General features: G+C 52.0%; 11 protein-coding genes. 1 reads left to right on the top strand and 10 read right to left on the bottom strand.

Annotated features, from left to right (window positions below; all coding sequences use genetic code 11):
• Window positions 1-136: 136 nt before the first annotated feature.
• From I2G61_RS07160 to I2G61_RS07135, 6 genes are all read right to left on the bottom strand, one after another.
• Window positions 137-955 carry a hypothetical protein gene (locus tag I2G61_RS07160; protein WP_195395534.1) on the bottom strand — a complete coding sequence of 273 codons (819 nt, stop codon included), beginning with the start codon at window positions 953-955 and terminating at the stop codon, window positions 137-139.
• Window positions 956-1,000: 45 nt separating this feature from the next.
• The gene (locus I2G61_RS07155; protein ID WP_195548085.1) at window positions 1,001-1,789 is read right to left on the bottom strand and encodes a TatD family hydrolase; all 789 of its coding nucleotides are present in this window, start codon (window positions 1,787-1,789) and stop codon (window positions 1,001-1,003) included.
• The gene (locus I2G61_RS07150; RefSeq protein WP_072685118.1) at window positions 1,774-2,196 is read right to left on the bottom strand and encodes an RDD family protein; all 423 of its coding nucleotides are present in this window, start codon (window positions 2,194-2,196) and stop codon (window positions 1,774-1,776) included. The genes I2G61_RS07155 and I2G61_RS07150 overlap by 16 nt, the downstream gene beginning before the upstream one ends.
• Before the next feature lie 10 nt (window positions 2,197-2,206).
• On the bottom strand, window positions 2,207-3,550 hold the full coding sequence (mnmE, locus tag I2G61_RS07145) for a tRNA uridine-5-carboxymethylaminomethyl(34) synthesis GTPase MnmE (protein WP_195548084.1): 1,344 nt from the start codon (window positions 3,548-3,550) through the stop codon (window positions 2,207-2,209).
• A 579-nt stretch (window positions 3,551-4,129) separates the two neighbouring features.
• Window positions 4,130-5,530: a glycoside hydrolase family 1 protein gene (locus I2G61_RS07140; protein WP_229100705.1), complete on the bottom strand. Its 1,401-nt coding sequence runs from the start codon at window positions 5,528-5,530 to the stop codon at window positions 4,130-4,132.
• A gap of 206 nt (window positions 5,531-5,736) precedes the next feature.
• Complete coding sequence (locus tag I2G61_RS07135; RefSeq protein ID WP_195548082.1) at window positions 5,737-6,531, bottom strand: IclR family transcriptional regulator; 795 nt, start codon at window positions 6,529-6,531, stop codon at window positions 5,737-5,739.
• A 144-nt stretch (window positions 6,532-6,675) separates the two neighbouring features.
• Here I2G61_RS07135 and I2G61_RS07130 point away from each other — a divergent pair, with 144 nt between their 5' ends.
• Entirely contained in the window at window positions 6,676-7,905 is a 1,230-nt protein-coding gene (locus tag I2G61_RS07130) for a M20 family metallo-hydrolase (RefSeq protein WP_195548081.1), read from the top strand.
• 358 nt (window positions 7,906-8,263) lie between these two features.
• Here I2G61_RS07130 and I2G61_RS07125 read toward each other — a convergent pair whose 3' ends face one another.
• From I2G61_RS07125 to I2G61_RS07110, 4 genes are all read right to left on the bottom strand, one after another.
• Window positions 8,264-9,913: an FAD-dependent oxidoreductase gene (locus I2G61_RS07125; RefSeq protein ID WP_195548080.1), complete on the bottom strand. Its 1,650-nt coding sequence runs from the start codon at window positions 9,911-9,913 to the stop codon at window positions 8,264-8,266.
• Complete coding sequence (locus I2G61_RS07120) at window positions 9,910-10,791, bottom strand: MerR family transcriptional regulator (RefSeq protein WP_195548079.1); 882 nt, start codon at window positions 10,789-10,791, stop codon at window positions 9,910-9,912. The genes I2G61_RS07125 and I2G61_RS07120 overlap by 4 nt, the downstream gene beginning before the upstream one ends.
• Window positions 10,792-10,873: 82 nt before the next feature.
• Complete coding sequence (locus tag I2G61_RS07115) at window positions 10,874-11,512, bottom strand: hypothetical protein (RefSeq protein WP_195548078.1); 639 nt, start codon at window positions 11,510-11,512, stop codon at window positions 10,874-10,876.
• The gene (locus tag I2G61_RS07110; RefSeq protein WP_195548077.1) at window positions 11,505-12,164 is read right to left on the bottom strand and encodes a hypothetical protein; all 660 of its coding nucleotides are present in this window, start codon (window positions 12,162-12,164) and stop codon (window positions 11,505-11,507) included. Before I2G61_RS07110 ends, I2G61_RS07115 begins: the two co-directional genes overlap by 8 nt.
• Window positions 12,165-12,172: the final 8 nt, after the last annotated feature.

The following is a 12,172-nucleotide window of genomic DNA, read 5'->3' as shown; positions in this document are numbered from 1 at the left end:
AATAAGGATAATGAAGAAGGAAAATAAAAATCGCTTTGCAAAAAATAAAAAAGACATCCTGCCCCGCAGAATGCCCTCGTTCTCTTATGCCTGGTTTGATTTTATTTAGCCGCGCCCGCGCCTGCCTTCAACGCTCTCAGTTGAAGCGGCAGCCGTTGGCCCGTTTGCGGCCGAAGTCCACGATCGAAACTTTGACGTTGGAGCGTTTCCCGTTGCGCACGCTTGGATAATATTCTGATCCGGTGAACAGGTCGATCGTCGATCCCTGCACCGCGCCGCCCCGGTCGGCCACCACTGCCAGGAAAGGTTCTCCCGGCGTCAGCCCCTGACCGTTGAACTTGTGATCGCTGATTTCCACTAACGTGCATAACGGCAGCGTTGAGGATGCGGCGATCAGATAATAGCCGTCGTAAGTAATCCCGTCTTTCCATGTACCGTCAGACTGACGCACCCCGGTCGTGCTGATCGCGATGCCGGCCGGCGTTCCCCCGCCGCACCCGACGCAATCCGCCCCATAGGAAGTCACGCGGCTGGAATAGAAATACGCTTCCTCCTTGACCTCGGAGCCATAGCTCATAACGATCGGCCGAGCTTCGATGACTTCTGTGGAATAGGGTACCAGGACACGCGACAACAAGTTGCCCTCCTGGTCGTAGGTCATTTCATAGGTATCGTTTTGAACCTTCGGACTTCCGTCGTCCGTTTTGGAGATCATCCAGGAAACGCCGTTTTCCGGAATTTCCTCGGGATGGACAAATACGGTATCCTGCGCTTCCAGAAACGTCGTGATCGTCTCCTGCGCTGTCCGGTACGGAAGCGGTTCTTCGCTCGCGGCTCGCGAATAACTAAAGGTCTGCAGGATCAGTGGTGTCTTGACTTCTTCCGGGATCATGATCAATGCGGTCATGCCCAGACCCAAGCATACTAAAATTCCAAAAAGCACTGCTTTTTTCATTTTATTTTCCTCCTTTCACCAGAGATCGTAGACTCTTCTCTTATTTCAGAGTTCGTCTTGCGGGTGGAATAAAGCTTGATAGTTATCCCAAAGACTCTGTTTCAACGTTTCTTCCTCCATTCCGCGCAATTCCAGAATGGTTTTCGCGGTCAGCGGAAGATACATCGGCTCGTTCCGTTTTCCCCGATAAGGAACGGGCGTCAGATAAGGACAATCGGTTTCAATCTGCAAATGTGCCAGATCCACGTCCGCCGCCACCTCTTTCGGGGTCTTGGCGTTTTTGAACGTGACCGGTCCGCCCAGACCGATCATGTAGCCGAGCTTGACAAATTCCCTGGCCATTTCCCGGCTGGAGCTGAAGCAATGGATGATCCCGCGGCGAGTAACGGGATGCTCGCGCAGAAGGGCCAGCGTATCGCCGATCGCGTCGCGGCTGTGGACCAGAATCGGTTTGTTGACCCGGTTCGCCAGCTCGATCTGACGGATAAACGCCGCCTGCTGCTGAGGATGATTGTCTTTATCCCAATAATAGTCCAGGCCGATCTCACCGACGGCCGTGACATTCTCATTATAGACCAGAGTTTCGAGTTTATGCCAGTCTTCTTCCGTAAAATCGCGCAAATCACTGGGATGAAAGCCCACCGCGACGTCAAAACGCGCGTCTTCGGCCTTCATTTTCAAGGCGGCTTCCGCTTCTTCCAGCCGGCAGCAGACGATCATCATCCGCGCGACGCCGGCATCCAGCGCCCGCTGGCGAACATCCTGAGCCTCGCCGATCAGATCCGCGCAGGTCAGATGACAGTGCGAATCTATCCAGCCTAAAGCTTTTCCCATACCGAGGTGCCTGCCATCCGGTCATGCAGCGAGCTGTGCTGATCGGAATACGCGAGAATCGCGGAGAACAAACCCAGAATCCAGATCTGCAGCGAGAACGCCTTCATCACCCCGCGGATCAGGCAGTCGCCGAAGGACAGCGACCCCTGTTCCTTCTCGACTTCCAGCTTCATGATCAGCTTGCCAACGGTACCGCCGGCGAAGTAAACCATCGCCGCCTCATACAAAGCATAGACAATCACGAACAAAAACGATGTCGAAAACAGGAATCGGAAATGATGGAGAAACGGCAGCCAGCTTAAAATCCAGCGGATTAAGGAGAACGCCATTTCGATAATGCCGACCGGAATTCCGATCAACAGACTGTCGATAATCAAAGCGATAACACGGTTGATAAATAATTTCATGAATGATTCCTCACTTTCCTAAACAAAACTTGGAGAACAGCGCATCCAGCAGGTCTTCCCGGCTGGCTTCACCGACGATTTCTTTGAGCGCCATATAGGCGGCCTGCAGGTCGATTGTCACTAAATCCAGTTCCGCGCCTTCCTGCAGCGCGTTGACGGCCTGCGCCATGGACTGACGGGCCTGACGGGCCAGCGCGATCTGACGCTCATTCGCCAGCGACGGCAGCTCCAGCATCGCGTGATGGTGTTCGTAGCGTTGGTTGATCTGATCGATCAACGGTTCAATCTGATTTTGCGCGGCACAGATAGAAATTGTACCCGAACGATCCTCCGCCTGCGGCGCGAGATCTTTTTTATTAACAACGACGATCCGGTTGCGGCCCTCGGTCAGATCCAGCAGGCGGCGGTCCTCGTCGTCCTGCGGGCGGCTGGCGTCCAGCACGATCAGGATCAGTTCCGCTTCCTCCAGCGCCTTCATGGAACGTTCGATCCCGATCTGTTCCACACGATCCTCGGTTTGGTGAATTCCGGCGGTGTCGATCAGATGAAGCGTGACGTTGCGCAGATGGATTTCCCCTTCAACCAGGTCGCGGGTCGTCCCGGCGATCTCAGTCACAATCGCCTTGTCTTCCTCCAACAGGGCGTTGAGCAGACTCGACTTGCCGACGTTTGGCTTGCCCAGAATGACCGTCTTTACGCCTTTTTTCATGATGCGGCCGCTCTCGGCGCGCTGCAGGATTTCATCCATCCGGATTAACCAGGACCGCGCCTGGGGCAGAACGCTTTCCCAGGTTAATTGTTCGGCATCCTCATATTCCGGATAGTCGATATTGACCTCGATGTTGGCGATGATGTTGAGCAGCGCTTCGCTCAGCGGCTCGATCAGACGGCGGATACTGCCGCGGATGCCCTGAATCGCCAGCTGCGCTTGTTGGGAAGAATCGGCGTCGATCATATCCATGACCGCTTCGGCCTGCGTCAGATCAATGCGTCCGTTTAAGAAGGCCCGGCGGGTAAATTCCCCCGGATCGGCCAGCCGCGCGCCTTCCGCCAGTACCAGCGCCAGAATCCGCCGAGTGATGTAGCGTCCGCCATGCCCGCTAATTTCCACAACGTCTTCACGTGTAAAAGTTTTCGGTGCACGGAAAACCGTCAGCAGCACCTCGTCGACAGCTTCCTTACTGATGGGATCAATGATATAGCCATACCGGACGGTATGTGTCGGCTGATCGTCCACCCGGCGGCTGAACAGTCGTCCGGCAATCGCCAGACTGTCCGGGCCGCTGATCCGGATCACCGAAATCGCGCCGTCCTGCAATGCGGTAGAGATCGCCGCTATCGTATCGTTCAGCATTCTCTCACCTCCGAAATGTTCATGGTACAGTTTACCATATTTTTTGGATTTGCCTAGTGAAATCCTTCAATCTCCCTTTAAAATAAGGGATTCTTAAGATCTTTTGGAAATTATTTCCGACGATTTAAGAACTTTTTAAGATTTTATTCCCTCTGTGTCCGCTGAGTCTGAAGATCAAAATATCCACTTTTTACAAAACAATGGGAGAATCGTCATTCCCTGAAATCCTTCTGTTTGAAAAGACGCCGCGCCGTTTCCGCACAACACCGGGGATGTTTCTTCCTTCTGTGCAAAAAAAACGGTCAATCCCCTGCCGTCTCAGGTACTGACCGTTTTGAATGACGTGAAATGATTTTCAGGCAGAGCGCCGGCCATTTTCAGAGTCCTTCGCCACGCTTGCCCTGATACTGCCAGAAACTTTTTACGGCTTCTGGCATCCGCCTGATTTCTCAAGGTGCCCGGAAATGATCTGGGCCTAATCCGGCTTGGACAGCGCCGCAAACCCTTTGCTTTCTGAATCCGCACGCCGATCCCTGCAAATAGCCGGTTGCTTGCCGCTGGACACGGCGAATTGCAGCGTTAATCCCGATCGCTGTGAGCGATAAAGTCGCGGTACCAAAACCAGCTTTTCTTTGGAATCCGCTTCAGATCGTGATCAAAATCGACATAGACCAGACCATACCGCTTTTTATAACCGTTAATCCAGCTGTACACGTCGACGTTGCTCCAGGCATAATAGCCGATCACATTGCAGCCTTCCTCCCGGGCCTTCAACATCCAATGGAAAACATTTTTCATGAAATCGATTCGCTTGTCATCGTGGATCTCGCCGTTTTCATCGACCTCGTCGTACAGCGCGCAGCCGTTTTCCGTGATGAATACCGGAATATCGCCATACCGCTTCTGAATCCCCTTAAGCATGTCATAGACCGTTTTATGATAGATTTCCCGGCCCCATTCATCCCGCGGCAGAGAGAAATCATAGTCGCTTTCAAACCAGTTTTTGACAACCAGTCTTTCCAGCACTTCGCCTTTTCCTTCATAATCGCGGTAATAGTTCGTTTCGCCGCTGACATACGGCTTAACCAGCGTCCGGGTATAACAGTTCTGACCCAGAAAGTCAATCGTGTTCTCGCTGAGAAGTTTCAGGTCTTCCGCTTTAACAAAGCTCAGATCAATGCCCGCTTCCTCTAACAAACCAGGTAAATCTTCCGGGAAATGTCCCAGAATCGCCGGATCGGTCACCCACAGATTTTTAAACAGGTCGCCGCGATGGCGGGCAATCCGATATTCCTCGGTGTCCAGCAGCGTCTGAACGGTATTGGTCGTATGCACGATGCCAATTTTAGAGTTCAGCTTCCGTTTTCTGAATTCCGCAACCGCCCGGGCATGCGCGATCACCAGATTGTAACCGACGTGGCAAAGCTCCTGCACGCTGTGATGATTCGGCGGATACTTTCCCTGCAGATAAGCACAGTTCGCATTGTGCGTTATTTCGTTGATCGTGACGTAATACGGAATGGAATCGCCGAACAGATCGAAAACCATCCCGGCATAGCGGGCGAAATAGGCCGGGAACTGATCGTTGAGATATCCGCCTTCCGCCTCGATCCATTGCGGAATATCGTAGTGCAGCAGTGTCACATTGGCGGCAATGCCGTGCTTGCGGCATTCTTCCAGCACGCTGCGGTAAAACGCCACGCCTTGAGGATTGATCTGCCAATTTGACGACGGGATGATCCGGCTCCAGGACAGGGAGAAACGGAAGGTGTTCTGATTTCCCTTTGCAAGCAATTCGATGTCTTCCTTATAGCGATGATAAAAATCATTGGCGACGTCGCCGGTGATGCCTTTGGGATTTTTATCCGGATCGTGGACAAACGCATCCCAGTTGCTTTCCCCTTTTCCTCCTTCGTTCCACGCGCCTTCACATTGATAGGCCGCAGTTGCGGATCCCCACAGAAAATCTTCTTTTTTCATGATTACCTCCATTACCGCGCATAATGCGGTTGCAAATATTGCATGAAAGCAAGCTAAGTGGCTTTGCTTTCCCACTTTCTGCTCCTGTTTATACTTTGACCCGCCTGTTGGGCTGGCTTAAACACAAGACTTTGAATTGATGTTTCATTCGGGTCTGACGGTTTTTCTTTCTTTTCCTTTTATAAAAGAAAGCTCATCCTTATGGATTAAAATAACGAATCAACTTCCTGTTGCCAGAGATGAGCGGCGATCGCCTGACACGCAGCGAGCAGCTCCGGCAAAACGTCTTCCTGCTTCATCCGTAACAGCGGTGTCGGCGCCACCGTGCTCAGCGTCCCCGCCAGATGCTGCCTCGCCGTGATGATCGGTACGCCCACAGCGCTCATGCCGATATCGGTTTCCTCATTGACCGTCGCATAGCCCTGACGGACTATCTTCTCGATTTCCTGCCGGAAAACCGCGCGGTCCGTGATTGTATTCGGCACAATCGCTCTGAGATCCAGCGCCGAAACCAGAAGATTCCGTTCCGCTTCCGCCAGCGATGCGACGTACAGCTTGCCGGACACTGAAGCGTGCAGCGGAATATCTGCCCCCATTTTAGGACTGTAAGTATAAAACGTTTGGGTTGGTTCCACGACGTCTACCGTATAGATCCGGTTGTGCAGAACAATCTGAAGCCAGATATTCATCTGATGCTTTGCCGCGATGCGATCCATATATGGAAACGCACAGGTCCTGAGATAACGGACATAACCTTCGCTGACCCGATTGGCCTTCATCAGAAATTCATAACCGAGGAAAAAGCGGTTGTTCTTCTCACTCTTGATCAGATAACCGTTATTCAGCAGCGTCATCACCAGACCCCGCACCGTGCCGACGTTCAGATTCAACATTTCACTTAATTCTGTCAACGTCAATCCGTTGGCGGATTGATCAATGCACTGAATGATGCTCAGCGCCCGTTCAACGGACTGAATCGTCTTGCCATTCTCCTGATTCATAACACACCTCATCTTCAAATCTTTATCCTTGTTCCAGGGCTGATAAACGACATTGACTTTCCCTGGGCTTATCGTTATAATAAAACCAAAAGTTGATATTGTCAATTTTTTCTTGACATTATCATAAAAACAGGAGGTTTATCTATGGCTGATCGATTCCGTATTCAAAACAATCTGGAAACACTCCGTGATTTCAGCGCACCGGGCGAGGAAGGGACGACCCGGCTGAGCTATACCCCGGCTTACCTGCAGGCCGTCGATTATCTGAAAAAAGAAATGGAAGCTGCCGGATTGCAGACCTGGGAAGATGGCGTCGGCAACGTCTATGGCGAATTGAAGGGAACCGATGAAACCGCCCCGGTAATTCTCTCCGGTTCCCATCTCGATACCGTCCGCTGTTCCGGTTATTTCGACGGTCAGGCCGGCATCGTCTGTGCTTTGGAAGCCGCAAGAATGTTGAAGGAAAGCGGAAAACCGTTAAGAAGCTCCTTTCAGGTTCTGGCGACAATCATGGAGGAAGGCGCCCGGTTCCCGAATCTGACCGGCAGCCGCTATATCGCCGGTGAAAATGGCGAAGCTCAGCTGGATACCTTGCGGGATCAGGATGGCGTTACACTGCGGGAAGCAATCCGGCAATGCGGCTTTTCAGGCAATCTGGAAATGACTTGCAGAAAAGCGGATTCGATCAAGGCATTTTTGGAGCTGCATCTCGAACAGGGAATTCGATTGGAAAGCACGCACACCGATCTGGGCATCGTGGAAACGATCTATGGCTGCCGCTGGTTCACAGTCGCGGTGAACGGTGCGACTTCTCACCCTTCTACTCCGATGAATTTAAGAAAAGATGCGGGCATCGCCGCCTGCACCTTGATCAGCGAACTGGCCGCGCTGGTTGAAGAACATTATCCAAACCGGGCGACGGTCACCTTCGGAAAATTTGAAAATCATCCAAACGAGATCAATGCCGTGCCCGGACGCACTGTGTTCTCCGTTGATTTCCGCAGTGGAAAACCGGAAATTCTAAATGAACTGGAAGCTTTGTTAAAAGAGAAGCTCAAAGCGATGGAATCCCGGTTCCGCGTTAAAACGGAGCTGACGCTGTATTCGGACGTTCCGCCGACGCCTTGCTGCGCAGAATTTTCAAAGATCTTGGAAGAACAGGCGGCAGCCCTGCATTTCAGCACGCTCAGGATGGATTCCGGAGCAGGCCATGACGCGATGATCTTCGCCAAACATTGGCCTGCGGCCATGATCTTTGTGCCGAGCCATAACGGACTGACCCACTGCCCGAAAGAATGGACAGACTATGGAAATCTGGCCAAAGGAGCCGATGTTCTCTGTGCCGCTATACGTCAGATCGACAAGCTGGATTAATCGCATCCGTAAGCTTCAAAACAGGATGCCGGCTTGATCACAACCCTCTCCGCTCCCGATTTTACCGGTTGGATTTCTCACGGAATCCAACTTTTTTTCAGCGATTTCCGCTTATACGCAGCTGGCTGTGGGCACTGATGTCCCCCGGGTTTTCTTTTCGGCCGCAAAAAGATCGCAGCTTGCCCAACCTGAGGGACATGGGATATCCGATCAGATCAACATCAGCCTGTTTGATCTGATCGGAATGGGAAACGCAAGGAAAGCAAGAGAGAGCGTTTAGACAAACAAAATTCACGGAAAGATAAAATAAAAACTGGAATCACATGGACTCCAGTTCGTTTAATCATTGGGATTGCACTTATTTTTTCAGCAGTTCGCTGACCGCTTCGCCGACAAACTTGCCAGTGTTGACGGAATAGCCCATCGTGTTGCCTGGAAGCAGGAACATGTAGCTGTCGCCGTAAACCGTGCAGGAATCGGTGCCCGCCGAATACAGACCGGTGATGACCTGATCGTTCTGATCGAGCACTTCCAGATTGGAATTGACCTTGATGCCGCCCAGCGTGCTATAGCTGGATGGATAATACTGCGCCGCATAGAACGGAGCGGTCGTGATCGGCTTGAGATACGCCGCACCCTTGCCTAACGGATCGTAACCGTCGGCGCACAGCTGATTGTATTCCTCAACCGTTGCCGCCAGGCCCTGCGGATCAATGCCCATCTTGTTCGCCAGTTCTTCCAACGTATCAGCTTTGACGATCGCCGTGTAACCGGATTCTTCCATCGTCTTGAAGTTCGCGTCAAATTGTGTGAAGTCGTCGGTATTCCAGACCCGGCTGGTGAAATCGACATGATTCGCCTCAACATAGCTCTGTTTGATCGCCTCATCGAGAATCATGAAGCCGGTGTTGCCTGTCTGATTGCGCAGCGAGTTGCCGGTATAGGTCGTGTTCTGCACCTGTTCCTCGTTGAAGAACCGCTTGCCTTGTTGATTGACCATCAGGTTCGGCTGCTGCATGACAAGCTTGATATCGTTGGTATAAGCTCCGGTCGAGCCTGGCTGGAAGATATCGAAGATCATTTCCTCGATCATCTCCGATTGCTTCACGCCGGCATTCCACGCCATCTGGATGCCGTCGCCTTCATGTCCCGGGAAGCGCATGCCGAAGAAGTCCTGATCGAGATTCAAAGCGAATTGTTCCTTAACCCATTCTTCGTTGTTGCCAAAGCCGCCGGTGGCGATCAAGGCCGCATTGCACAGGAAATGATAGCCTTGCTTGCCATCCGTGCTGACGGCGCAGACGCCGCTGACCTTGCCGTTTTCCGTTTCCAGAAGGCAGGCCGGGGTTTCCAGGTAGAACTCCACGCCCAGTTCGCGGGCCCGAGCTTCCAGATGATCGGTCATGGTCTTCGCCTGACCGCCGCCGATCACACCCGTTTCTGATTTGACAATGTGCCAGGTCGGATAGGATTTTTCAAAATAACGCGCGGCTTCTTCAAATTCGACGCCCATTGATTCGATCCATTCCAGCGTTTCCTTCGATTCCTCGAAGTACCGGCGCATCAGCACGCAGTCGGTGCGGTAGTGCGTGTACTCCGTGAACATGTTGTACATCGCGTCCAGATCCAGTTCTTCTCCCTGCGCTTTCTGCAGCTCAGTGCCGATCGCGAGGATGCCCATGCCGAATTTTGCACAGCCTCCGGTCGCGCCGGTTTTCTCTACCACAGCGACGGACAGGCCGTTTTCCGCAGCTTTCACGGCGGCGCACAGGCCGGCCGGCCCGGCTCCGACAATCACGAAATCCACGGTTTTCTCTGTGATCGCATCTGCGGACAGCGCGGTATATGGCGCATCTAACGCAGCGGCGATGGTGTCCCCCGTGACTTCCGGCGATGGTGTCGATGTTGTGTTTTCATTGGTGCTGCAAGCCCCCAGCAACCCCAGTGCGCCCATGCCCGCGGCCGCGGCCAGGGAGCTTTTCAGAAACTCTCTGCGAGATAAGTTCATCTCTGATTCCCTCCTAACGTTTCTGGAACCATTTTAGGGTATACAGGTACTGTACAGGCAAGTGATATTTTTAACAATCCTGAAACGGAACGTAACATTTGTGATATTCGATCGTCTTGCCCTCCTGGGTGTGGACCAGAATCAGACTGGTGCTGACAAACGAGTGCACCGTCTTGCCGGAGGCGATCACCTCGTGCCGAAACGCCAGCGCTTTTTCGATCAGCTGCCCCGGCATCGCGTCCCATTCGCAGCACACGCAGCGAACCGCTGCTTTTGAGGCTTGCAGCTTGCGCATTTTCGGATGCAATGGAATCCCTGCCGCCCGCATTGGCTTCGATGATCCCCAGACTGGTGACTGAATGCCAGCCGGAAGGTCCTTCGATCAGATCGGCATGAACACTGGTCAGAGGCATTGCCGCGATCAGCGCTTTGAGCGCCGACAGATCGGCAGCCGTCATCTTTGCGAAAGCATCCGCGCTCAGAACATAATAATCCGGACATTCCTCAATCACCGTGCGCGGGAATTGGCACTCCCGGAGAACCCGCTGGTATTTTCGCAGCTCTTCCCGCTGACGCATCAGCCGTTCAATCTGCACATCCAGTTCCTGTTCGCGTTTCGTGATCTGAGCCTGAATTTCCGGCAGCGTCAGTTGGGCTTTTTTGACAAAGGTATGCAATGTTTCATCCAGCGAAAACGACATCGACGCATAACGTCTTAAATAGAACAGCTGAAAGATATCGTCGACGCTGTACCAGCGGAAATCATGTTCGTCCCGACGCGGATGAATCAACCCTTTCTCTTCATAAAAGCGAATGGCTCCGCGCGTATTATCAAACAAATCGGAAACTTCCTTGATCGTAAACCAACCGTTTTTCACGACGATCACCTCGTTTTGATTGTATCATGAAAAGGCTTGAAAAAGGCGTTATAAAGCAGTGATTAAGTTGGGCGCTGGTTTTTTACGGCTTTGGGTTTGCGGAGAAGTCCAGTCCCAGCCAGGGAAGCTCCGCCAGCCAGATCAGATTGAGCAGATCGAAAAAGCTAAGCATCCATTCGCCGTTTAATTCAGGATAAAAAACGAATAGCCCATAAACGCTGACGATCGCCAGCTTGACCGCAACAAATCCCCAGCGGATCTTTTTTGCCTTGTTTATATACAACGCCGCCAATCCTGCTTGAAAAAGAAACGCGGCGGACTGCGCAAGTCCGATCGGCAATGCAAGGCCCAGCATTCTCTTCAAAAATTTCAGAATCAGCGTATGTGGAATTCCGGGGATCTCCAGCAGCAGCGACGCCGCAAAATAACCGTCATCCAGCGGCATCAGCGTCATTAAAAACAGGAGAACTGCCAGTCCAGCCGCAAAGCTTGCGATGTGGTATTTTGCATCGCTGATCCAGAATAAATAAAGGCCCACGATCATCAACCCGACCGAAATCATGATAAAAGAAATCCCCGGCTGAACCCACGGCTCGCCATAGAATCGCAGGGAATGAAGTTCCGGTCCCCAGCTCAGCCAATAGCCCAGCGACAGCGACAAATAGATCAGCAGCCAGCTGCCCGCCCGGTATAAGATCATTCTGTATCGCGAATTATTCATCTGTTGATCCCTTTTCTGCTTTCAAACTCCGCTTTGCAGGAGTGTCCACCCAAATCCACGGAATTTCCGCCAGTCTGACCAGCGTCAGCATGCTGAAGAAGCTGAGCATCCAGGTTTCAAGGACATTGTCGTAAAAACAGAACAGCGCATAACCGCTGATCACCACCAGCCGGGATGCGATACATCCCCAATGGAGCTTTTTAATATATTTGAAACTCAGCCCAATCAAAACAAACTGAAGTAAAAATAGAATTCCTGTGACCGCTGAAATGGGGATGATAAGACCGGTAATCACTTTAATGATCTTTAAAATTATCAAATAAGGAAGTGCTGGTAAGGTACAGATCAGAAGAGCACCTAAAAGTCCATCATCGTAGACTGCCACCGTTAATAAAACGAGCTCCAATACCAATCCCGCAGCGAATCCTGCCAAAGCGTGTATGGAATCGCTGAGGATAAATAAGACCGCTCCCAGAATCGACATTCCTATAAGAATAAAAAGCGTCAACGTCCCCGGAATGATGCGGACATCTCCATAAAAGTGGAAAAAGCGACATCCCCCATAAAACTGCCAGCAGCCCAGCACGAGGGATAAATAGATTAGCAGCCAACTACAAATGCGGCATAAAATTGTCGGTCCTTGTGAGTTCATTTTTACTT

It is taken from the genome of Holdemania sp. 1001095H_141210_F2, assembly GCF_015558105.1.
Taxonomy (GTDB): Bacteria; Bacillota_I; Bacilli_A; order Erysipelotrichales; family Erysipelotrichaceae; genus Holdemania.
Note: the sequence above shows the minus strand (reverse complement) of the source record. Positions and strands in the feature narration are given on the sequence as shown.